This is a genomic window from Microbulbifer maximicatervae (SeqCode) (genome assembly GCF_052467615.1).
Map to the genome: position 1 here is coordinate 3,712,619 of NZ_CP174319.1, position 23,770 is coordinate 3,736,388.

Below are 23,770 nucleotides of genomic sequence, written 5' to 3' on the forward strand. Positions count from 1 at the left end.
CTGTGCCAACCTTAGTAAAGGCGGTACAGCGGTGGACTTAGCATGGTGGAGGAATATCATGAAGGGGGCTGCGTTTGCGGGCAACTGCGCTTTCGCGCCCACGGCTCCCCTAGCCGGGTCAGCCTGTGCTCTTGTCAGTGGTGTAGAAAGCGCAGCGGTAGTCCCATCGGCTTATCGGTCTACTTCAAAAAGAAACAAATAGCCTTTCTTCAGGGCCATTTGCAAACCCACACTCTTTACTCCGATGCCGGTCGCTGGATAAAGAGCCAGTTCTGCCCCGATTGCGGCAGCACGCTCACCTGGACACTGGAATTCCTACCCGAATATCGGGGCTTTGGTGGCGGCGCCTTTGATGCACCGGAATTTATTTATCCCGAGCGCTATGTTTACAGCCGCAACAAACCTGAATGGCTCCAGGTCGCCAGTGATATTGTCCTGTGCCCCGCGATGGCGGAGCAGCCCAAGAATACAGGCAATAATCCCGGCACTAGTGGTGGGCACACATAAAGGTTCTCACCGCCTTTTGTACGCGCTCACGACGCTCTTCCTGTGTCGACATTTGTCGGCAGCCGATCAAGACCTGCATATGGTGGCAACCCAGCAACAAACCGATAAAATCTTCCGCCGCTACGGCGGGATTATCCACCTTCAACATCTGTAACTGATTGGCTCTGCGCAGTAGCTGCTCTATCTCCCCCAAAATCCGCTGGGGACCTGCATCAAAAAATAGCTGGGCCATTTCCGACTCCTGGGATGCCAGGGCACACAAAAGACGTAACAGACGCACGCTATCCTCGCTCTCCACCATCCCCATAAAAGCGTCGCCAATACGCTCCAGGACCTGCTCTACCGATTCCCCCTCTTCTAAAGCAAAGATGGGCAGGGGCATCATCATTTCGCAGCGAGAGGCAATAGCGGCGCTAAAGAGCGTCTCCTTATCGGAGAAGTGGCTGTAGACCGTAAGTTTGGATACTCCCGCGGCCGAGGCCACCGCATCCACGCTGGTAGCGGCAAAACCGTGGGATAAAAACAGGTCCCGGGCGGCATCCAGAATGGCTTGGCGTTTCACCGGGTCCTTGGGGCGACCGCGCTGGGCGGCCGTCTGGGTCTGCTCAGACATAGCTCTCCATATACTAGACTCGTTAGTTCATTAAATATACTATACTCGCCAGTATAACATTGATGGCCGCCCGGCCATGCTTGACCCAGTCACGGATCTGCCTCGACGCGCCAGCGCCGGGGAAGGAAGCCAATATGTACCGAATGCTAATCCTCGCTGCGCTCTCACTCAGCCTTTTGCTGAGCGCTTGTGCCCCCTCTGAATCCCAGGAACAAGAAGCCAAACCGCGCCCCGCTGTTATGGTCCGCCCCACCCTGGCCAGCGCCCAAACCGATGTGTATCCCGGTGAAGTAAGAGCCCGCTTCGAGCCGGCTCTGGCCTTCCGTATCGGCGGGAAAATCCAGCGGCGCCTGGTAAATGTCGGCGACCGTGTGGAACAGGGCCAGCCCCTGGCGGAACTGGATACTGAAGACCTGCTGCTACAACTGGATTCAGCCCGCGCCAGCCATACTTCCGCCGAGGCAGACCAGCGCCTGGCTAGCAGTGAACTCTCGCGCCACCGCAAGCTATTGGAAAAGCAGCTGGTGAGCCTCTCCCAATTCGATACCGTAGAAACCCAATTCGAAGCCAGCGAAGCGCGACTACAGCAGGCCAAGGCACAGCTGGATGTTGCCCGCAACCAGGCTGCCTACGCCGTACTCAAGGCGCCGGAAAGTGGCGTGATCGCCCGCCGCATGGCCGAGGCCGGCCAGGTCGTTGCCGCAGGTCAAGGCATTTTTGAGCTGGCAGCCGATGGTGAACGGGAAGTGCGTATCGACCTGCCGGAACAATCCATCAGCCGCTTTAAAGTGGGCCAACCGCTAACTGTCGAACTCTGGTCCCAACCGGGCCAATCTTTCCCCGCACGCATCCGCGAACTATCGCCGGCAGCCGATCCCATATCCCGCACCTTTGAAGCCAGGGTCGCTTTCGAAAATAAAGTGAGCGGTGTAGAAATCGGCCAGAGTGCACGGGCATTTGTCCCCAGGGCGGAAACAACTGATGTACTGCAAGTTCCGATGTCAGCAGTCAGTGCCGACGATGGCGCCGCATTTGTATGGGTATTAAATCCAGAGACAAAAACACTGCATAAAACCCCGGTCAGCCTTGGCCCCTACGGTGAGGAGTTTGTCTCGGTATTTTCCGGACTAGAACGCAACGATTGGATCGTCGCCGCAGGTACCCATTTGTTACAGGAAGGTATGGTGGTGCGCCCTGTGGACCGTATGAACCGCCCTATTGAACAGGGGCCGTCTCTCGCCCATCAGGAATAAATTACAGGCGCGGAAACAATAAATCTGCCCGCGCAAATTAATTCCCAATAAAGCCTCGATAACAATTTCCAAAGTGCGGCCGCGAACAGCAGAGCCGCCCTTGAAACAGAGAAACTGCCATGGGTTTTAACCTCTCCGAGTGGGCCTTGAAAAACCGCCCGCTGGTGCTTTACGCAATGATCGTCCTGGGACTGCTGGGAACCTTTTCCTATACCCAATTGGGGCAAAGTGAAGATCCACCCTTTACCTTTAAGGTGATGGTGATCAACACCGCCTGGCCCGGCGCCAGCGCCGAAGATGTGTCCCGCCAGATTACCGAACGGGTAGAAAAGAAATTACTCGAGACCGGTGATTACCAGCGTATCTCCTCTTTTTCCCGTCCGGGGCAATCCCAGGTATTGTTTGTTGCCCGGGACGATATGCACTCCCGTGACATTCCCGATCTCTGGTATGAAGTGCGCAAAAAGGTGGGGGATATTCGCCACACCCTGCCGCCGGATATCCAGGGCCCATTTTTCAATGACGAGTTTGGCACCACCTTCGGCAATATTTATGCCCTCACCGGCAGTGGCTTCGATTACGCACTGATGAAGGACTACGCTGAGCGGCTGCAACTGGCCCTTCAGCGGGTTAAGGATGTAGGCAAGGTCGAGTTACTGGGACTGCAGGACGAAAAAATTTGGGTGGAAATATCCAACACCAAATTGGCCTCCATGGGCATTCCCCTGTCTGCGGTTCAAAACGCCCTGCAAGCGCAAAACCAGGTCACCGATGGCGGCTTTGTGGATACGGTCAGCGACCGGGTGCGCATCCGTGTGAGCGGGCAATTCACCTCCGTCAATGAAATACGCCAGTTTCCTATTACCGCAGATGGCCGCACCCAGCGCCTGGGAGATATCGCCCAGGTTCACCGAGGCTTTAGCGATCCGGCCCAGCCCCGTATGCGCTTTATGGGAGAGGACGCCATCGGCCTCGCCGTTTCCATGAAGGAAGGGGGCGATATTTTAAAGTTGGGTAAAGCCCTCGATGAAACCTTTTCCCGACTACAGGAAGATCTGCCCATAGGTATGGAATTGCGCAAGGTCTCCGACCAACCGGCGGCAGTAAAACGCGGCGTCGGCGAATTCCTGCAAGTGCTGGCCGAAGCTCTGGGTATCGTACTGCTGGTGAGTTTTTTCTCCCTCGGCAGCCGCCCAGGATTAATTGTGGCGCTGTCGATCCCATTGGTATTGGCGATGACCTTCGCGCTGATGCACTACTTCAATATCGGACTGCACAAGATCTCGCTGGGGGCACTGGTACTCGCCCTGGGCTTGATGGTGGACGACGCCATTATCGCGGTGGAGATGATGGCGATAAAAATGGAGCAGGGGCTCAGCCGACTAAAAGCCGCCGGCTTCGCCTGGACCAGTACCGCTTTTCCCATGCTCACCGGTACATTGATTACCGCCGCCGGTTTTTTACCGATTGCCACCGCCCAGTCCGGTACCGGTGAATACACCCGATCTATTTTCCAGGTGGTCACCCTGTCGCTAATCGTTTCCTGGATTGCCGCCGTGGTCTTTGTACCCTATCTGGGCCACTACCTACTGCCGAACCTGGCGCGACACGGCCAAGGCGGTGAAGTGGAAGACCCCTACCAGAAACCCTTTTACCAGCGCTTCCGCCGCTTTATTACCTGGTGCCTGCGCAATCGCAAAACCGTGATCGCGGCCACCCTGGCGATTTTTGTCGGCTCGCTCGCTCTGTTCAAACTGGTTCCGCAACAGTTCTTCCCCTCTTCCGGACGCCTCGAATTGATGGTGGACCTGAAGCTGGCCGAAGGTGCCTCGCTGAAATCCACCGAGCACCAGGCCAAAAGGTTGGAAACCCTGTTGGCGCAGAATGATCAGGTAGAAAATTACGTGGCCTATGTGGGCACCGGCTCCCCGCGTTTCTACCTGCCTTTGGACCAGCAGCTGCCCGCTGCCAGCTTCGCCCAGTTTGTTGTGATGACCCGCAGTGTCGAAGAGCGCGAGCAAGTGCGCAACTGGCTGATCAATACGATGAATGAGGAGTTCCCCACCCTGCGCAGCCGTGTGTCCCGCCTGGAGAACGGCCCACCCGTGGGCTACCCGGTGCAGTTCCGCTTGTCCGGCGAACATATTCGCGAAGTGCGCGGGCTGGCTCGGGAAGTGGCTGAGCGCCTGCGGGATAATCCACAGGTGACCAACGTGCACTTGGACTGGGAAGAACCCAGTAAATCCATCAACCTCAATATCGACCAGGACCGCGCTCGCGCCATGGGCGTCAACAGTGCAACCTTGTCCCAAGCTCTGCAAAGCTCCTTAACCGGTATCACTGTGAGCCAATACCGGGAAGATAACGAGCTGATCGATGTGCGTGTGCGCGGTAATGAAAACGATCGCTATGCCCTGCGCCAGTTGGGCAATCTCTCGGTGCAAACCGACAGCGGCCGCAGTGTACCGCTGAACCAAATTGCCACCCTGGAATACGGTTTTGAGGAAGGCATTATCTGGCACCGGGACCGCCTGCCCACCGTTACCGTGCGCGCTGATATTTATGGGGACGAATTACCGGCGACCGTGGTCAATGCCGTGTGGCCTCAGCTTCAATCCATTCAAGATAAATTACCGCCAGGCTACTTGCTGGAAGTGGGTGGTACCGTGGAAGAGTCTGCGCGGGGGCAAAAATCGGTCAATGCTGGTATGCCGCTATTCGTGCTGGTGGTCTTTACCCTGCTGATGCTGCAATTGCGCAGTATGTCCCTATCCACCATGGTATTCCTCACGGCTCCCCTGGGCCTGATCGGCGTTACCCTGTTCCTGCTGCTGTTTGGCAAGCCCTTTGGTTTTGTCGCCATGCTGGGCACCATCGCCCTGGCGGGAATGATTATGCGTAACTCGGTGATTTTGGTGGACCAGATACAGCAGGATATCAGTCAGGGCCTCAGTCGCTGGGATGCAATTGTCGAGTCGACGGTAAGACGCTTCAGGCCGATTGTATTGACAGCGCTGACTGCGGTATTGGCGATGATTCCACTGTCCCGCAGTGACTTCTTTGGCCCTATGGCGGTCGCCATTATGGGGGGATTGATTGTCGCAACCGGACTCACCCTACTGTTCCTGCCAGCACTCTATGCCGCTTGGTTCCGAGTGCGGGAAGAACACAATGAAGAGGCGGTGGAAAATAGCCCTGAATTTGGCGGGCCCATGACCCCGAACGCCACTACAGAATAAAATCACTGGGTAATCCAACAAAAAAGGCGGCGCAGGTTTTCACTGCGCCGCCTTTTTTAATTCTTTAAGACTGCGTCAGGGAGTCGTAAACGATCCCGGTCCAAATATCCGGTGTCATAAAACCCTGGCCATACTGCGCATCAAATTCCGCAGTCGGTTTTGCAGAAATCACTTCCTGCCGGGTTTTACCCTCATCCACCATTGCTTTCACTTTGTCCCTAAGCCCTGCCAGTATATTACGCTGCTGTTGCAGTTCTGCCCGATTACTGAGAGGACCGTGACCGGGAATAATTTTGGTATCTTCCCCCGCCATTGCCAGAGCGGTGTCCATAGCTGCGATCATGCCATCCACCGAGCCGCCGGAAGAGAGATCGATAAAGGGATAGTTGCCGTTAAAATAAATATCCCCCATATGAATCACATCGGCTTCGGCAAAATGCACGATGGAGTCACCATCCGTGTGCGCCGGCCCCACATGCTGGACCTTTACCCTATCGCCATTCCAGTAAAAGGTAGTGGCATCGGTAAAGGTAATCACCGGTAATGCTTCTGGAGGAGACGGCTCAACCTTCCGCTTAAACGCCTCAATAAACTGCTCGGTACTTACCCGTTTGCGCACATTCTCGTGAGCCACAATCAGGGCGCCGCTTTTACCCAGGTTTTCATTACCGCCGGTATGATCTCCATGCCAGTGGGTATTAATGACGAAGCGCAAAGGTTGCTTGGCTAACTCAGCTACTGCCTGTTGAATTTTTGCGGTCAAAGGCGCGTATTGGTCATCCACCATAAAGGTGCCGTCCTCCCCCACCAGTACCGCAATATTGCCCCCAGCCCCTTTGAGCATATAAACATTGCCAGACACGGCTTCACTACTAATTTCCACATTGGCAAACCGATCCTGCGCAGAGGCAAAAGATGCAGCCAATACAGAAACCGCCAGGGCGACGGAACCTACTACGTTCTTCATAAAAACTCCCCGTTGTTATTATTTCTTCCAATATCATCGGCAACTGATTATTTAACTCAGGCTGCCTGCTTCAATAAAGTTTCTCGCTGCTGCGCCAACATCTCTAACAGCAGATCCGGTCGGTCAGTCACAATGCCGTGTACGCCCAGATCAATATAGCGCCGGTAGTTTTCCGTGCCATTCACGGTCCATACCGCCAAGTGGACTTTCTTCTTATTAGCGGCGCGCACCATACTTTCAGTAACTACGGGAATACCTTTTTGCTCCATCGGCAGCTGCATCGCGCTATAGCTTGGGCGCAGCAGTTTCTCTGCTCGGAGTAACTGTGCAATATAAAATAACATCGCTTCCAGTGTGGGCGTGCCCGTCGCCACTTGCGGACAGAGGCGACGAAACTCATTAATCACCCCCTGATGAAATGAGGAAACAACGACCTGCTCGCCTTTTCCACACTTTGCCAGCACATCCTTCAACACTTTTGCAGCGCGATACTGGCGGCTTTTAATCTCCAGTATCATTGGCATATCCCCCACCATTGCCAGCGCCTCTTCCAGAGTTAACACTCGCAGAGGCTTTTCTCTATAGGGGTAATGCTCTCCATCCCGAGTCCAGAGATAGGCAACATTTAACTGGCGCAGCTGCTCTAAGGTTTTATCCTCTACAAACCCCGCACCATCAGAGAACATTTCCAGCTCCCTGTCGTGAATCAACACTAAGTGGCCGTCGGCAGTGAGCCACAGATCCACTTCAATAGCATCCACGCCCAGTTGCACCATTTTTTCAAGGTAAATCGCCGTGTTTCCTGGGTAGAGGCCATTGCCGCAATCATTACCATGTGCGATCACCATCGGCCCCTCCCCCTGAGGAAACCACAGGGGGCAAGGTTTGCCCGGTGCAGACCGGGCATAAAGAAATAGAACGACTAGGGCAATTAAAAAGAACGACAACCAAAACATGCTTCACCACACTTATTATTTTGTCAGTATTCAAGCTGGATAGTGTTAGCTTCGATCACGCCTCCTCCACTAATTTGGCAACAGAATCAGTGTCAGCAAGCACGGTATTATTTTTGGACTCTTCTTTCCCCGCCGGTTCTTTAGCCTCACTCCCAGTTCCCTGTTTCTGACGCACATATAAAGCCTGTAACCAGAGGGGAACAAAGATAACAATGTCGTAAAAACGATTAACCAAAACACCTAAGTGCAATGAAGCCATCGCCAAAAACCGAAGTATTATGGTCATTCCCCGCAGGGATAAGCCCACCCCAATACCAATTACCGTTCGCGCTGAACGGATAAACTGCTCCAAAGGAATTGCCAGAAAGGCCAGAATCAAGGGAAGCACAAACCCAAGTCCCATCTGTGCCAGAGGAATTGGCCAAAGCTGCTCAGAACCCAATAATTGCTGCTGTAAAATCAACTCACGCGAGAAAGCCAGATTTCCACCGACTACAGCCAAAACCAATAAGAGTGCCAAAGCCACTCCCAGCAATAACCTACGCGTACTCTCACCGAGGGAACCTACCGCAGGAAACATTCGCGTAACCTGCAAGCATTCCATAATTAACAACCCGACAGTGATCTGCAAAAAGATAACCACCGCAGCTGAAATACTGGCGAGGCTATAGCCACCAAGTGAAGCTTCAGTGCCCAATACAGCTGCCATAGGTTGAGTCAGTAACTGAAAATTCACCATGGCCCCAGCCAAGGCAACCATTAACACCAAAGAAGCCGTCAGAAAACGGCTGAAAGAGGATGAAGATAGCAAATGAAGACTCTTATCCGATTCCTGAAGAATCTCTTCATAGCGCTCCATATGGCCATCCAGCGCTTTGGCCCGCCGAATAACCGACTCTACATTTTTGTTAATGCGCCCCAAAGTTGAAAGCATTGCACGCCAACTAGGCAGCATACGCTTTAATAATTGATGCCTTTCCCGCGTCGATTCGCGGTAAGACTCCAGAGCTTTGGACTCAGCTTTACGCATTGACTGGTTAATAGTGTCGAGAACATCAGCTACCACCGGATCTTCTTTGCCAGGAATTTCCGAAACGGCGCGAATCGCCCGGGCCCAGTTTGATGGTTCCGGAGCTATTTCAGCACTGCGTACATAGTCTTCATCCAGGCTGCTGAGCTGCTCACAGAGCTTTCGGTGCAATGTTGGGTACAGCGCCAAATCCCGCTGTACTGTTTGCTCAATACGTTCAAACTCTCTTTCAATATGGCGCTCGGCTGTGTCTCTACCCTCGGCAAAAAGCACTTCCCGATTGCGCTCGACCAACCTCTGTTCCACAACACCGATATTACTGGCGATAAACCGCAAAGCCCGATGTCCCAGGCGCGCCAGAGCATATACCGTGCGGTGTACAGGCTCTCGGGCCAGGAACAAAACAATCAAGCCCAGGATACCCCAAAGCCAAAGTGGTAAACTTTGCATTAGTTGACTCATATCTACCCCCTCTTACCAGACCCAATTGGTCTCTATCCTAACAGCTGCCGGCAGCACATTCGCCCAAAAGTTCACAATTTGTACAGGAGTGTGACGACAGCTTTGCCATTGGGATCAGGCCCTAATTTTGGAAACACAGGGAAAGCTGATATAGACGCAGGGCCGTTAAGGCGACCCAACAATACGGAACCATACAGGTGACATCAATAAAGTTACCTGAAAACAGTTGTTCTTTTACATCAATTTAAGTTTATCCCGTTAGAAATTAGAAAAATAAACGTCTACATCGAGTAGAGAAAATCAACAATAAAGCACAATAGTTGCCAAAGAAAAAAACAGCACCGTATGCGAGACACAAAATGCCAAAAAAATAAATTGCACGCATACCTTGTAAAACTTTGACTGAGAAAAACAATACATTTCCAAACTTAAAAACCACAGCCAAACCAAACAAAAATATTCAAACCCCATAAATAAGGCACATTTTTTCCTAAGCCTTACCCCTCCTACGTCTACACTCCAAACTAAATTCTCATTGAGTGAGTGTTTTTCCCTAACACGGCAGAAACAATTTTACGCTGACTCCCACGTCGTCATGGCAGATAACGTGGGGTAATTTTGGGAACCTAAACGACAGGAGTCGATGGAAGGTCAAACTCTTATTTTAAGAGAGATCTATCTGTATCAAGGAGAGGTACGAGGTATATGCCGGTTCTTTTTTTTAGCAACTCCGGCCTTCAAGGCGATCTATTATTTTCACTGTTTTCACAAGCTATTCCCATACCCTGGGAAAAATCTAGCATTGGAAAACAAAAAAACTGCCTGCAGCATTATCAGGCTATCGTGATAGATTGCTGGCAAATTGGTGTGAGCTCTGACTCAAAGCAGTTTCTTTCAGATCTAAAGAAGATTAGTCATGCAAAAGCTTTACTGATTAATCTCCCAGCCAACCTACCCATTCATATATCGGAAAAGTTACGCCAGAAAGGTTTTCACCTACTTTGTGACAGCAATACCAGTCAGGAAAACCTTATTCACAAATTGGATACCGCGATTCACAGTGCCGAGGGGCGACAACATATCAGCCCACAAAACTCCCTCCCTCTTACCCGCAGGGAACAGGAAATACTCGGACAACTCACTACCGGTGAACCCAACAGTGTGATCGCAACAAAATTGCACCTCAGCGAACACACTGTGAAAAATCACATGTACAACATTTTCCGAAAAATTGGAGTTAAAAACCGGCTGCAGGCCAGTAATTGGGCCAAGCTCAATCTCCAGGAAGAGAGGATATGAGACTAACCCTGTTGATGTTGACACTGTGTGCATCCCTGGCCTTTGGCCAGGATGACACAGAGGTCCCTCCAGCAGATACCGATTCTGGAAGACTCGAAGACGAAATCAGTGGATTCAATATTGATCGAACAATAACCCGTACCGGGCACGATTTTGCCCGCTACATGAGCGAATACAGAAACCTTAATTATCCAGATGCCACTTACAACTTAACTATTTACGAGAGACCCTCAGCACGTTGGGGAAATCTCATCTGGGTTACCTATAACGACAAAATTGTTTTCAGGCGTTTTATCAGTCCAAGCACCAATAATATTCATCGCTTGGCCGATGAGGCCGCGCAATATATTCACCAGGAAGTACTGCAAGCGCGTGTTCGCAACTCACTCACAGACACCTTTGATTTGGGTAAGGATGAATTCTAATGAAGATCAAATCATTACTGGGTACCGCTTTTTTTTCTCTGGCGGCGTTCTCATATCATCACGTCTCGGCCACCGAATTAATCTATGAACCGGTAAACCCTAATTTTGGTGGCAACCCACTCAATGGTACTTACCTTCTGCAAAATGCGCAGTCACAAGACACTCACGAAGACCCGGATAAACCAGACAGCCTCTATGAACAACCGAGTGCTCTGGATAGGTTCAGCGACTCGCTGGAAACCCGCCTGCTAAACCAACTTCTAACCGATGTTGGTGATGGTAATAGTGGAGAACTGATTACAGACGACTTTATCGTACAAATCGTTGATAACGACGGTGTTCTAACAGTACTTATCACCGACCGCAGCACCGGAGATAAAAGCGAAATCGTTGTAAGCGGGCTAAACCCGACAAACTAACGAACGTTTAAATTTCAAAGGATTCTTTGGCAATGCGTAATGCAATAAAAAAAGTGATAGCTTTGCCCATCGTAGCGACATTAATGACGCTAAGTAGTTGTTCCGCGGTCAAAGATGTGGGCGATGCACTTTTTGGTCCGGGCATCACAGATGCAATGCTCACCCCGAGGAAAAACACCTATCGGGACCTGATCAACCTTCCGCAACCGAAGGGTAAAATATTGGTGGCGGTATACGGTTTCCGCGATCAGACAGGCCAGTACAAACCCGCACCAAACAGCAGTTTCTCTACCGCAGTCACCCAAGGTGGCGCGGCCATGCTGATGGACGTACTCAATGAGTCCGGCTGGTTTATCCCGTTGGAACGTGAAGGGCTGCAAAATCTGCTGACAGAGCGGAAGATTATCCGTGCAGGATTAACCAAGCCGGATATTCCCGTCAATAACAGTGTGCCACTTCCCACACTTGTGGCTGCAAATGTCTTATTAGAAGGCGGTATCGTTGCCTACGACCAAAATATTCAAACCGGTGGTGCAGGTGCTCGCTACTTTGGTATTGGCGCAGATGAGCAGTATCGCGTGGATCAGGTAACAGTGAATTTGCGGGCCATAGACATTCGTTCCGGACGGGTGCTCCACTCTGTATTGACTTCTAAAACTGTCTACTCCAAGGCAATCAGTGCCGATGTATTTCGCTACGTAAAATATCGGCGCCTGTTGGAATTGGAAGCTGGCACTACTTATAATGAACCCGCACAGCTTGCTATGCTTTCAGCGATGGAATCTGCTGTGATTCATTTGATCAGTGAAGGCATCGTGCACAACTCTTGGGCACTTGCCAATCCGGATGAGATCGAAAATCCGATATTGCAGTACTACCTTAATGACAGCACTGTCATTATGTAGAATCAATGACTGACAAATTAGATTTTTAAGCCGGGCTTAAAATTGGGATACCTGGAAAGATGTACCATAAATTCAGAGTTATTATTTTTGCCACCCTAGCAATGGCTGTTGTTAACCTTCCGGGTTTAGGCCATTGCTCAGACTTGGATTCCAGTAGTGAATTGGCTGTTGCGAGCGAATTAAGCGCAGCCAATCTTTACTCCGTCACAAATTTAACCGTTATCAACCAGGAAGGTGGAAACAACAACATACATACCCGCCAATCAGGCAGTAACAACTACACTTCTGCTCACCAGGACGGCAATAGAAATAGTTTATCGGTCACCCAATCTGGTGAGGATAATATTGTCACATCGAGTCAGGTCGGGAATTACAACTATTCAATGTTAATACAAATAGGTTTTGAGAATTTTATAGATATCGACCAGTATGGAGTTGGCAATACTGCGGGTATATCCCAATTTGGAATACAAAATAGTGCCCATGTGGAAGAGATTGGCAGCTTTCATAACGTCAATATTTACCAAAGTGGGAATGGCCTTCACACCTCGGTCACTGTTACCGGAACCGCTACAACAACGTATATTAGCCAATATGACTAATAACAAATAATACTTCTCTGGTTTCCCTTCATCTGATTAGACTTCTTTACTTCAATTCATGTAAGCTTATTAAGTGACAATAATGATTACAGCAACTTAGAAAATTCATCAGAAATGTGATTATTTGAACCTCGCGCCGTATAAAAGAATTTTCTGACAAGCTTTATCACCCCACCTAAAAAAAAGAACTTTCTTCCTAAAGTTTCGAGACTTCTGCCCTATAGCCACAACACCCAAAGACGACAAAACTCTATTCAGCATCAAGCTGCTGTTAAAAATGATATTGCTAGATGTTTCACAAGGAATGTGAAGGTTAGAAGCTGTCGGTTTCATTCCAGATAACTCACATACGCCTGGCACAGCCGTATCGTGTCCTGAGACAAAACACTCCCAATATCTAATGGTGCTGAATTCTTTTTATTTGTAAAAAGCTGTACAGCTATATTTGACATCCCTATGGAGTTACTGATGACTAAGTACACACCTATTGCCGCCAGTGTTCTTCTGGCGATCGCCAGTACCGGAGCCTTAGCTACCAACAATACCGCCATTCTCAACCAAAATGGCACTGGCAACATGGCCACGGCTGATCAGAGTGATGCCACTGTATCCAACAACCTGATCACACAAACCCAAACCGGTGACAACAACGTAGTTTATGCAGAGCAAACCAGCTTTAATGATTCCGGTGTAATTACCCAAACTCAAGTCGGGGACATGAATGACGCAGAGTCCTTCCAGAATGATTCAAGTACTGCAATTGTTACTATCACCCAAATCAACGACGGTCACTTTGCAACAACTACACAAAGTTTTGTAGATACCAGCGTTGCTACTGTCACCCAAAGTGGTAGTCCACAAACAGCAGCAGTAACCCAAGTTTCCAGTACAAATGATAATGCTGTGGTGACTCAGTCCGGCGACGGTAATGTAGGTAATGTTATCCAAACTAACGGTTCATTTAACACCGCAATCTTAACCCAAACAGGAACCACCAATACTGCAACTTCCACTCAAACTTCCAGCACCTCGAGCACTGTTAACGCTATCCAGGCAGGTACCACAAACTCTGTAGTACTTATTCAAAACCTGGCCACCAACAGCACCTCAGTTTCCTTCCAGGATGGCACTTCCAACACATTCACTACATCACAGACAGCAGGTGATGGGAACTACAGCGAGGGCTTCCAAAATGGTACTACTCAGGGCTTGACTCACATTCAAGTTGGAGATGATCACTGGGCTTATACTGAGCAAGTGGGCACCACCAATATTGGCGTGGTCACCCAAACTGGCTTAGATAACTATTCTGAAGGCTACCAAGATGGTACGTTCAATAGCTTAGTCGTTACCCAGCCTGGCAGTTTTAATATTACTGTTGCCTCGCAAACAGGTAATAACAATACTATCAACGTGACCCAGGCAACCGATACCAACATGGCTACACCTACACAGGTAGGTGATTTCAACATGGCAATTATTGTTCAATAATCATAGGAATAGGCCGGCTTAAAATGCCGGCCTATTTTCAACTTGGTGGGCTAAGTGCAAGCTTTAATTATTACTAGCCCCTAAATTCGCATGAAACAACCATGTCATGCATTTAATGCCCCCCAAATCAGCTGACATTATTTTCCATAGCTAGTTCAAAAAAGAACTTTATTCCTAAAGTTTCGACACTTCCGTCCTATGGCTGTAACTCCAAAAGACGACAAAACTCTAATCAGCATCAAGCTGCTGTTTAAATGATATTGCTAGGTTTTCACAAGGAATGTGAAGGTTAATAAGCAGTCGGGTTCATCCCAGTTTCCTCACATACTTCAGACAAAGTTGTAGTATGCCTGAAAATGAGACTCTCCCAATATCAAATGATGCTGTTTTCCTTTTGTTTGTAAAAGCTGTACAGCGATATTTGACATCTATATGGAGTTACAGATGACCAAGTACACACCTATTGCCGCCAGTGTTCTTCTGGCGATTGCCAGCACCGGAGCCCTCGCCACGAACAATACCGCCATTCTCAATCAGAACGGTACTGGTAACATGGCAACCGCTGATCAGAGTGATCCAACGGTAACCAACAATGTTATCACCCAGACTCAAACTGGTGATACGAATGAAGTTTATGCTGAGCAATCCAGCAATAACGATTCGGGAGTAATTACTCAAACTCAAGTAGGAGATATGAATTACGCGGAATCATTCCAAAACGATTCCAATGTGCCAGTGGCTACCATCACCCAGATAAATGACGGCCAGTTTGCATCGACTACTCAGAGCTTTGTAGATACCAGTGTTGCCGTGATAAATCAAAGTGGTGGCCCGCAAGATGCAACTATTGCCCAGACTACCAGCGCAAATGACACTGCTGTAGTTAATCAATCCGGTGACGGTAATGTGGCAGTCGCCATTCAAACCCTGACCTCATTGAATAGCGCAATTATTACTCAAACCGGCACCAATGGCACCGCTTCTGCAACGCAAAGTAATAGCACGCAGAACACCATGAATATGATCCAGGCGGGTGATACTAACACTGTCGCTCACCAGCAAATATCTGCGAGCAACAGCTCGACCTTCTCCTTCCAGGATGGTTCTTTCAACACCTTGTTCTTTAGCCAGACTGATGACGGAAACTACAGTGAGGGCTTACAAAACGGTACTACCCAGACTTTGGTCCACAACCAAAGTGGCGGTGACCACTGGGCATACACAGAACAAGTGGGACTCACTAATGTTGCTGTCGTTACCCAAAGTGGTTTCGATAACTTCTCCCAGGCTGCTCAGGATGGTACTTTCAATAACCTGACCGTGACACAACCTGGCGATTTCAATAGCGCTACATCATCACAAGTTGGCAACTTCAACACCATAACTGTGACCCAAGTAGGTGACTTCAACGCAGCCGCACCCGCCCAGGTGGGCGATGGCAATGTGGCAGTAATTATTCAGTAATCAAGATAAAGGCCGACTGTTAAAGTCGGCCTTTTTTAACGAATAAATTATCTCACAAACTTTAATCTCAATTTATCCATACTAAGTTCTCATAGCCACCATAAGAGAACACTCTACAATATTTCTGCATATATTGTGTTTAAGAAGTAAAAATCACTATATCTACCAGATAATCAGCTTCGCCGTTTCATTCAAGCTGTTCAAGATCTTTTATATTCAAAATTAAAATTCCACGGAGATAAAATGATACGTTACCAAACGTTAGCCATCGGACTCTTCCTGTGTGTCCCAAGCTACAATGCTGTCGCATCTAATAATACCGCTACCATTTCACAAAGCGGATTAACCAATAGTGCCACTGTGGATCAGGGTGATCCTACTGCTATTGGAAATTTAGTTACTCAAATTCAGACCGGGAATCTAAATACTGCTAATGCTACGCAGCAAACAAATAGCACCTCTAATGGAATTGATCAGGAACAACTCGGAGACAGCAACTCCATTTTTTCAACTCAAACGGCAGCTTCTAATACAACAGCGACTGTTTACCAGGACGGCGTTAGTCACAGCGTAACTACAAGCCAAACTAATACAACAACCAGCAGCGGTAGTGTTGAGCAATTCGGAACCCTTCAGTCTGCCACTATCAGCCAGGTAAATAGCGTTTCTGACAATGCCGACTTTGAGCAATTTGGCACTCAAAACCTTGCTACAGTTACCCAAGCAAATAGCGACTCAAGTACCACCATATCTTCACAATCTGGAGATTCAAATGGTGCTGGATATACGCAGACAGGTCTGGCCCACTTGATTGATGCCACTCAGATTGGTACCTCCAATACAATCAGTGCTGTACAAAGTAGTCAGCAGGGCTCAATCACCATTATGCAGGATGGTGATAACAACACCTCTTTTCATGGACAATTCGGGACATTCGCAACTGGATTATCGACTCAAATAGGCTCTATGAATATGATTAATATGAATCAAGGAGGTAGTAATAATTTGGCAACCACTTTGCAAATAGGTACAAACAACTCGCACCAGACCGGCCAGAACGGCATCAGCCAAACAGCCAATGCCACTCAAAATGGCAGTAATAATATGGGCTTTATTTTTCAATAACATCTGTTTAGTTGTTTATTAACGGGCTACTCTAACAGGTAGCCCAATCTAAACCTCACTATAGCTCTACAAACCTATCGCTTAAATCCGTTTATCGTATCCCTTTACAGGCACATCCAGGTAACGCAAAAAACAACAACAAAGAAGTTTTTCCTATTTTTTAGGCACTAACTTCCCATAGCAATACTTGAGGCTTACGATAAAACTCATACCAGCATCAGGTTATTATCAGGTACTCCAGTGATAATACCTATTAGGGATAGCAATAAAACAAGGTGTGCCAAACTCCTTGCGCAATAAATGCCATACCCTATCTATGGAGTCTTTTGTCCTTCCTAGGCTTGATGCTTCACCGCAACTGAAATCATGGGGATAAGAAAAATCCACCTTACCTTCAATCGGAGATATCGATGCGAATCCATACACCAATTTCCGTGGGCATCAGTTTATGCCTTGTCGGGTCAATTGCTTATGCGGATGGAAATACAACTACCGTGGAACAAACGGGTAACAATCACCAGGTGACTGCAAACCAAGTAGACCCAACGGCAACTAACAACTTTATTGAGGTTATTCAGGCAGATGAAGCACAGGTTAGCAATAGCTTGCAAGACACTTCAACCAACTTGAGTATCATCAGGCATGAACAGGTAACGCTGGGGAATGAAGCTGACTCGACTCAAACTAATTTTTCAGATGATGCAGAGGTAAATATCTATCAGGAGGGCGCTGGAAATTTCGCCTCTACTTTACAAGACAGTACTTCTTCCAGCTTTGTTGACATTTCTCAGTTCAATTCTGCAAATGACATCATTTTCTCCCAAACAGACAGTAGTTTCGATACAGTCAACCTCTATCAGTCTGGTTTTGATAACCAGATGTTAGTGACTCAAACTACCACCACGTTTAACAGCCTAAATGTGTCTCAAACGGGTGATCAAAATAGCGCAGATGCCGAACAAACAGGGTTTGATAATCTGTTGACCTCCTCGCAAACGGGCAATCTGAATACTTATTTTTCTATACAAACGGGTGACATCCTGGTAGCAACAAGTACCCAGATAGGAGATGGTAACATTAGTACCCAGACCCAGACGGGAGATATTTTGTTGGTTTCTACGCTACAAGATGGTACTGGCAATATGTCCATCGTGGATCAAGCTGGAGCAATGCAAACTGCAAGCAGTACCCAGATAGGAACAACTAACCTTCATACTATTACCCAAAGCGTCGACAATCAAACGGCTATTGGCATTCAGAATGGTGTGTTAAACCAAGGAATCATCATACAGTAGCGAAATGTTCCTTCCCACTGAAGATCATTATGTCTTCAATATAAATAGGGGAAAGAATGCATTTTTCTATGCCAGCTTTAATTTATGAATCACTCACAAAGCTACCCAAAGAATGGCATTCTTTCCTTACCTGATAAAAATACTGCATCAATATTTTCTTACGTAGCAGAGGTTTCAAAATTCTTCGTCTACAGTTTTCCATGTAAACGATTTCTCACATTTTGACGTTACTCACTTCACAGGTAACACAGGCAAAAGTTTTAACGACCGGATTTACCACTAGACGGTAATACACAGGAGTTAGCCGTGCAGAAGATTACCGTAATTCCACTGGTATTGGCGATATCTGCCACCAGCTTGGGTTATGCTGCAGAAAATACTACATTAATCACCCAAAGTGGCTCCAGTAACTCAGCTGTAGCGGATCAAACTGACCCAAGCGCTATCGATAATCACCTGGAGATCAGTCAAGACGGCTCTGCTCATATTGCAGAGGCCGTACAGCAAAACGAAATAGAAAGCTCAATTATCCAAATACAAGAAGGCAGCCTCAACGACGCCTATAGCCTGCAAATGGATGGGATCGCAAATAGCGTAGAAATATTCCAGTCGGGCTCTAATAATCGTGCCAGTAGCTATCAATTAGCCACACAGCATGGGCAATCGACAATACGCCAGGTGGGGTCCGGTAACGAAGCAGAGATCCAACAACACCTCGGTAGCGATAACGTCTCTGTTATTGAGCAAATGGGCGAACTCCACGGCGCATTAATTGGACAATATGCAAGCTTTAATTCCGATGCGTTGATATTCCAGCAAGGCTCAAGCCATGAGGCCATAATCAGCCAGGAAGGCACCGGGCACTACGCCAGTATCCAACAGATCGGCGCCGCCAACAGCGCAGATGTCGCCCAGTCAGATATGTACAACGAATTGGACCTCTATCAGGATGGCGAGGGCAACATGGCCACCATCGTGCAAGTATCCTGGTATAACAGTGCCTACGTCACCCAGGATGGCTACTTAAATTCCGCCAATATTATGCAAGCCGGCAATGGTGGACTAGGCGGTGGCCATATGGTGATCGTCAATCAGTCTGGCAGTATGAATGACGCAACTGTGATTCAAAATGGTTTCTCCCAATCTGCCAATATTACCCAAACCGGTACCGGTAATACGGCAGTGGTTTTACAGTAACGAAGTTATTCCAGTCGGAGTAAGGTCAACTTATTCCGACTGGATTCCTGAGGTAAAAGCACTCATTTCTTGATACTTATTTCTCATTAAATTGAGAATAAAGCCCTATAGAAACTTACTATACCGCCATCAACAATGAAAATAGCGGTAGTTGGGTCAATTCGCTTTTAGCGCTCTTAATAATTACTGTCCGGAATTTAATTTCCAGTGGTAATTTACCTATGTTTGCTTGCCAACACCGCACTTTAAAGCCGTAATTTTCATGCTCCTTGTTATGTAGTCGTGGAGGTATTCGTGAAAAAAGTTATTTACTCGCCGGTAGTCACATTTATCGCATTTCTTTCCGTCAATTCCGCCTTTGGGAATGACCAAACCGTAGAGCAGATACAGGTTGGTATTGGCAACAATGCCGTTGCCAACCAGAGGTTTCCGCTTAATGAGGGCAACTTAATCCTACAAGAGCAAATTGGCTTTTTTAATGACGCCACCGGCATTCAATCCATAGAAATCAACAGCACAATTTCCCAATTTCAAACTGGCCGTAATCATTTTTCCAGAGTCTCCCAATCTACTGGGAGCGACAATGCGGGACAGAGCGTACAGATTGGCTCTAATAGCAGATCACTCACACGGCAAGTTAACCAAATAAATGGTTTCTCCCTACATACTCAGGATGGCCAGGGACAGGTTGCCACCACGGTACAGATTTCCGGGGCCAATAACAGCATCAATATTGAGCAGACAGATAGAGCCAATGTCGCCGCCGTGGCACAAGTATTCAGTTTTACCGGTAATGCCTCAATCTCACAGGCGGGTTTGCTTAATTTAGGTGTCAGTGAGCAAACCGGCATCGCTCATGAATCTTCAATTACCCAGGCAGGCGCACTTAACTTTTCCGAAATGGAGCAGCTGGGCACGGGAAATTCATCATCAGCTTCACAGGAAGGGTTGTTAAATTCAGCAAATTCTTTGCAAGTTGGTGTTGGAAATACCAACCAGTCAAACCAAATTGGGCTGGAAAATAACGTTTCATTTTCTCAACTAGGTCTGAATCAAATGGCCAGTAGCACCCAGATTGGCTTATTTAACCAGGTCCAAACCAATCAGGTGAGAGCGGGAGCATCCAGCAACACCCTACAGATCGGCATTTCCAACAGCAGCCATATTTCCCAGTAAATAGGCTCGCAGCAAAATTGCCAATCAAAAAATCCGACTTAAATCCCCGCGCTATTCATAGCAACAGGCAAAAGCTATAGAGAGAGAAAAGTGAAATTAGAACTCTGCAATAGAACTTTCTTCTCAAGGATTTACAACTTCTCTCCTATAGCCACTGCCTCAATTCCCAGCAAGAATATTGAGGACGGAACGAAATTTTGGACTCCTAAGCAGTATCAGGGAAGCCATCAAAATGTATCAGTCCTACTCTCCCACTTACCTGTTTGACTGGCGGCAATGCCTTTGCGGCAACGCTGCTCCCCCTCTTTACAGTGATACCTACCCCCCAGGCTAGGTGCACCTGCTGTAAAACCCTCGGCGCAGGATGACGTGCCACCCCTTTTCAGCCACTTAGGCTGGTATTTCACCATGTGATGCTCATTGAAGTTTGTAGTAATGGAGACACTCATGAAGACTTTGACCCCTATCGCTGTAGCCCTAACCCTGGCCATCAGTGGAACCGCTTACGCGGGCGGCAACACTGCCACTCAGGACCAGAATGGCGGCCACAACAATGCCACTATCGATCAGACCGGGCCGCTGACCTGGGATAACAACGCTATGCAGGAACAGCATGGCCATAGCAATGATGCAGAGATCACTCATAGCATTGAACTCGGCAGCTATGGGTACCAGTACCAGGAAGGTGATCACCATTCAGCGGAGTTGCTGCAAAGCGGTGGTGCCGGCAACGAGTCGTTCAGCTTCCAGTCCGGCACCACCAACGTGTCTGAGACCTACCAGATTGGACAGCTCGGCAGCTACTCCGCCCATCAGCAATCTGGGGACAACCACTACGCCCTCACCTATCAATTTGCAGGTGTTGGCAACATGGTGATGATTAGCCAGATGGACAGCCACAACACGGCAACCGCCACCCAGGTTGTTAGCGTTGGCTCTGAGACCGTTATCCGTCAGAGAGGAGAGCTGCACAACGCAGATACCTTCCAGAGCGGCTTTGGCCACGATGCCGGCATGCGCCAGTCCGGTGAATCCAATGATGGTGATATTCGTCAGGTAGGTGGTGATCACTACGCCCGTATGCGTCAGCGTGGCCACAACCAGGAAGCGGATATTTCTCAGGCTGGGTATGACCACAGCGCACGCGCACGCCAGAGAGGCCACCACAATGATGTGTACCTGGGGCAGATTGGTTCCGGACACACCGCTTCGGCACGCCAATCAGGGCACAACAACAATAGCCTGGTGGGACAGTTCGGCCTCTATGAAACTGCTACGGTAATGCAGTCTGGCCACGCTAACCAAAGTTACGTTTGGCAGTAGCCCTGGCTGCAATTAAAAAGGGCAACCAATAGCTCAGCGCTAGTCAATTAAGCACTTCTGCTTTCTGATTAAGCTAGAAAAATCCGGAACTCCTAGCAAGGATTCCGGATTTTTTATGCATTTCTGCCCAACATGAGTTCTCCTCTCTTCCAGGATTAGAGAGTTAAAAGCAATACTAAGAAAAGGGGGGGCAAGATCAGAAAATAGAACTTTCTTCTCAGGAATTTACAACTTCTTTCCTATAGCGACTCACTCCGATTTCAGCAAAACTGATGAAGGCGGAACAAAATTTTGGACTCCTAAGCAGTATCAGGGAAGCCACCAAAATGCATCATCCCTACTCTCTTCCTCTGCTCTTGCACTGGCGACCATGCCTATGTAGCAGCGCTGTCCTACCTATTTACAGAGATACCTTTTCCTCCAGTGAGGTATACCTGCTGTAAAACCCCTGGCACAGGATCACTTGCCAGATTCTTCAGCCTTTTTGGCTGCTATTCCACCATGTAATGCGCATTGAAGTTTGCAGTAATGGAGACATTCATGAAAACCTTGACACCAATCGCCATAGCCTTAACTTTGGCTGTAAGCGGAACCGCTTATGCCGACTTTAACACCGCCACCCAAGATCAGGATGGAGGCCACAACCTCGGAACTATCACCCAGGTAGGTCCAAACACCTCACACAACTCAGCCATGCAGGAGCAGAATGGGGACCACAACAGCGCAGATATAGTTCATTCTGGTGAACAAAGTAGCTATGCGAGCCAGTACCAGGAAGGTGATCACCACACAGCCGAAATACTGCAAACTGGTGGACTTGAGAACGAGGCATTCAGCCTGCAGTCGGGAACCTACAATGTTTCAGAGACTATTCAGGTCTCGCAGACCGGCAGCTATTCCATGCATCAGCAGTCCGGCAGCAATCACTTTGCCCTGACCTTTCAGCTGGAAGGGGCAGGTAATATGGCTGAGATTACCCAGCACGACAGCCACAACACCGCAACTGTCACTCAGGTTTTAAGCTTTGGTTCCCAGTCGGCATTAAGGCAGCGGGGTGAGCTAAACAATGGAGACACATTCCAAACCGGTGCCAGCCACGATGCCGGTATGCGCCAATCTGGAGAATCTAACGACGGTGATATCCGCCAGATTGGTGAAGGCCACTATGCCCGTATGCGCCAGCGGGGCCACAATCACGAGGCAGATATCTCTCAGGCTGGATTCGGCAATAACGCAAGATCCAGACAAAGAGGCCACCACAATGATGTGTACCTGGGGCAGATTGGTGAAGGGCATGTGGCTATGGCACGCCAATCCGGACACAATAACAACAGTCTTGTAAGTCAGTTCGGCCAATATGAAACTGCTACAGTAATGCAATCTGGCCATGCTAACCAGAGCTACATTTCTCAGTAGAGCTGGCAACAACAAAAAAGGGCGGCCCATGGCCGCCCCTTTTTTATCACCTGGAATTTACAGGTGCTCAACCGCATCGATTTCGTACTCCACCGCACCGGAAGGTGTTTGGACTACCACCACATCACCCACTTCCTTGCCGATCAACGCACGGGCAATCGGAGAGTTCACCGAGATCTTGTGCTTTTTAACATCGGCCTCGTCGTCACCCACAATTTTGTATGTGACTTCCTTATCGTCATCCAGGTGAATAATCGTTACCGTAGTACCGAAAATTACCTTGTCACTGGGCTCGATGCTTTTCACATCAATGACCAGAGAGTGGGAAAGCTTGCTTTCGATTTCCTGGATACGGCCTTCGATAAAGCCCTGCTTTTCCCGCGCCGCGTGGTATTCGGCATTTTCCTTCAAATCACCGTGTTCGCGCGCTTCAGCAATCGCCTGTACAACGGTAGGGCGTTCAACTTTTTTCAGATTGTCCAGCTCTGAGCGCAGCGCTTCTGCGCCTTCAACGGTCATTGGTACCCGGTTCAATGTGGGACCTCCATTATTGTTACGACGAAACCGGGCCCAGTGAGATCACGGGGCCCGGTTGGATTTCACAAG

General features: G+C 48.6%; 21 protein-coding genes. 16 read left to right on the plus strand and 5 right to left on the minus strand.

The window, feature by feature from the left end:
* The first annotated feature begins 42 nt into the window (after positions 1–42).
* Entirely contained in the window at positions 43–507 is a 465-nt protein-coding gene (locus ACJJIM_RS16430) for a GFA family protein (RefSeq protein ID WP_444911492.1), read from the plus strand.
* Here the strand turns inward: ACJJIM_RS16430 and ACJJIM_RS16435 are convergent.
* Positions 488–1,120, minus strand: coding sequence for a TetR/AcrR family transcriptional regulator (locus tag ACJJIM_RS16435; RefSeq protein WP_413663250.1), 633 nt, complete (start codon positions 1,118–1,120; stop codon positions 488–490). The genes ACJJIM_RS16430 and ACJJIM_RS16435 overlap by 20 nt on opposite strands.
* Positions 1,121–1,254: 134 nt before the next feature.
* Here ACJJIM_RS16435 and ACJJIM_RS16440 point away from each other — a divergent pair, with 134 nt between their 5' ends.
* Together ACJJIM_RS16440 and ACJJIM_RS16445 are read left to right on the plus strand one after the other, a co-directional pair.
* Positions 1,255–2,373: an efflux RND transporter periplasmic adaptor subunit gene (locus ACJJIM_RS16440; RefSeq protein WP_444911493.1), complete on the plus strand. Its 1,119-nt coding sequence runs from the start codon at positions 1,255–1,257 to the stop codon at positions 2,371–2,373.
* A gap of 119 nt (positions 2,374–2,492) precedes the next feature.
* Positions 2,493–5,612, plus strand: coding sequence for an efflux RND transporter permease subunit (locus ACJJIM_RS16445; RefSeq protein WP_444911494.1), 3,120 nt, complete (start codon positions 2,493–2,495; stop codon positions 5,610–5,612).
* A 64-nt stretch (positions 5,613–5,676) separates the two neighbouring features.
* On the opposite strand, the gene ACJJIM_RS16450 is transcribed toward ACJJIM_RS16445, so the two are convergent.
* The 3 genes from ACJJIM_RS16450 to ACJJIM_RS16460 all read right to left on the minus strand — a co-directional run bounded on the left by ACJJIM_RS16450 (position 5,677) and on the right by ACJJIM_RS16460 (position 9,027).
* Entirely contained in the window at positions 5,677–6,579 is a 903-nt protein-coding gene (locus tag ACJJIM_RS16450) for an MBL fold metallo-hydrolase (protein ID WP_444911495.1), read from the minus strand.
* Between the two features lie 56 nt (positions 6,580–6,635).
* A complete protein-coding gene (locus ACJJIM_RS16455) occupies positions 6,636–7,427 on the minus strand; it encodes a glycerophosphodiester phosphodiesterase (RefSeq protein WP_444911496.1) in 792 nt (263 codons plus the stop codon).
* 163 nt (positions 7,428–7,590) lie between these two features.
* Entirely contained in the window at positions 7,591–9,027 is a 1,437-nt protein-coding gene (locus ACJJIM_RS16460; RefSeq protein ID WP_444911497.1) for a hypothetical protein, read from the minus strand.
* A gap of 867 nt (positions 9,028–9,894) precedes the next feature.
* Between ACJJIM_RS16460 and ACJJIM_RS16465 the strand changes: the two genes are divergently transcribed.
* The 13 genes from ACJJIM_RS16465 (at position 9,895) to ACJJIM_RS16525 (ending at position 23,164) form a co-directional block, all read left to right on the plus strand.
* Positions 9,895–10,326, plus strand: coding sequence for a response regulator transcription factor (locus ACJJIM_RS16465; protein WP_282931332.1), 432 nt, complete (start codon positions 9,895–9,897; stop codon positions 10,324–10,326).
* Complete coding sequence (locus tag ACJJIM_RS16470; protein ID WP_444911498.1) at positions 10,323–10,751, plus strand: CsgE family curli-type amyloid fiber assembly protein; 429 nt, start codon at positions 10,323–10,325, stop codon at positions 10,749–10,751. Before ACJJIM_RS16465 ends, ACJJIM_RS16470 begins: the two co-directional genes overlap by 4 nt.
* Positions 10,751–11,170, plus strand: a complete 420-nt coding sequence (locus tag ACJJIM_RS16475; protein WP_413663258.1) for a curli assembly protein CsgF — start codon at positions 10,751–10,753, stop codon at positions 11,168–11,170. The genes ACJJIM_RS16470 and ACJJIM_RS16475 overlap by 1 nt, the downstream gene beginning before the upstream one ends.
* A 32-nt stretch (positions 11,171–11,202) precedes the next feature.
* Complete coding sequence (locus ACJJIM_RS16480) at positions 11,203–12,075, plus strand: CsgG/HfaB family protein (protein ID WP_413663259.1); 873 nt, start codon at positions 11,203–11,205, stop codon at positions 12,073–12,075.
* A 59-nt stretch (positions 12,076–12,134) separates the two neighbouring features.
* On the plus strand, positions 12,135–12,677 hold the full coding sequence (locus ACJJIM_RS16485) for a hypothetical protein (RefSeq protein ID WP_444911499.1): 543 nt from the start codon (positions 12,135–12,137) through the stop codon (positions 12,675–12,677).
* A 468-nt stretch (positions 12,678–13,145) separates the two neighbouring features.
* Positions 13,146–14,168, plus strand: coding sequence for a hypothetical protein (locus tag ACJJIM_RS16490; protein WP_444911500.1), 1,023 nt, complete (start codon positions 13,146–13,148; stop codon positions 14,166–14,168).
* 444 nt (positions 14,169–14,612) lie between these two features.
* Positions 14,613–15,632 carry a hypothetical protein gene (locus ACJJIM_RS16495; RefSeq protein WP_444911501.1) on the plus strand — a complete coding sequence of 340 codons (1,020 nt, stop codon included), beginning with the start codon at positions 14,613–14,615 and terminating at the stop codon, positions 15,630–15,632.
* A 360-nt stretch (positions 15,633–15,992) separates the two neighbouring features.
* The gene (locus ACJJIM_RS16500) at positions 15,993–16,757 is read left to right on the plus strand and encodes a hypothetical protein (RefSeq protein WP_444911502.1); all 765 of its coding nucleotides are present in this window, start codon (positions 15,993–15,995) and stop codon (positions 16,755–16,757) included.
* 410 nt (positions 16,758–17,167) lie between these two features.
* Positions 17,168–18,052, plus strand: a complete 885-nt coding sequence (locus tag ACJJIM_RS16505; RefSeq protein ID WP_444911503.1) for a hypothetical protein — start codon at positions 17,168–17,170, stop codon at positions 18,050–18,052.
* A gap of 306 nt (positions 18,053–18,358) precedes the next feature.
* Positions 18,359–19,249, plus strand: coding sequence for a hypothetical protein (locus ACJJIM_RS16510; protein WP_413663265.1), 891 nt, complete (start codon positions 18,359–18,361; stop codon positions 19,247–19,249).
* Between the two features lie 294 nt (positions 19,250–19,543).
* The gene (locus tag ACJJIM_RS16515) at positions 19,544–20,425 is read left to right on the plus strand and encodes a hypothetical protein (protein ID WP_444911504.1); all 882 of its coding nucleotides are present in this window, start codon (positions 19,544–19,546) and stop codon (positions 20,423–20,425) included.
* A gap of 447 nt (positions 20,426–20,872) precedes the next feature.
* Positions 20,873–21,748, plus strand: coding sequence for a hypothetical protein (locus ACJJIM_RS16520; protein WP_444911505.1), 876 nt, complete (start codon positions 20,873–20,875; stop codon positions 21,746–21,748).
* Between the two features lie 540 nt (positions 21,749–22,288).
* Entirely contained in the window at positions 22,289–23,164 is an 876-nt protein-coding gene (locus tag ACJJIM_RS16525) for a hypothetical protein (RefSeq protein ID WP_444911506.1), read from the plus strand.
* A gap of 57 nt (positions 23,165–23,221) precedes the next feature.
* Here ACJJIM_RS16525 and greA read toward each other — a convergent pair whose 3' ends face one another.
* A complete protein-coding gene (greA, locus tag ACJJIM_RS16530; protein ID WP_413663270.1) occupies positions 23,222–23,698 on the minus strand; it encodes a transcription elongation factor GreA in 477 nt (158 codons plus the stop codon).
* Positions 23,699–23,770 lie beyond the last annotated feature (72 nt).